Source organism: uncultured Microscilla sp., from assembly GCF_947493425.1.
Taxonomy (GTDB): domain Bacteria; phylum Bacteroidota; class Bacteroidia; order Cytophagales; family Microscillaceae; genus Microscilla.
In genome coordinates this window covers 1-255 of record NZ_CANLRP010000642.1, presented here as the reverse complement: position 1 = coordinate 255, position 255 = coordinate 1, and the positions used below count along the sequence as shown (strand labels likewise).

At 45.5% G+C, this 255-nt stretch carries 1 protein-coding gene; it reads right to left on the bottom strand.

The features are described from left to right. Positions 1-71: 71 nt before the first annotated feature. A partial coding sequence (locus Q0954_RS34805; RefSeq protein ID WP_299466903.1) for a hypothetical protein occupies positions 72-255 on the bottom strand: 184 nt, incomplete at its 5' end.

Here is a 255-nt window from a genome sequence, read left to right as displayed (position 1 = left end):
CACCTAAATAGCCTAAGATCAAATAGTTACGTACCTATTCAGATCCTAAGTAATGTCAATACGCGCGTTCATTAGAACAACTCCGGAAAAAATAAAGCAAAGAACTTCCCGCTCAATAGCACCAAGCGCCACCAAAAATACAAACAATATTCTTCAGAAGAAAATAAAATTAGCCAGAGGAGCCGGGCAAAGTGAGCGCGCGGGTGAACGCAGGAGGCACGACTAAGTGAACCAGCGCAAACACTGCGCGCAGCG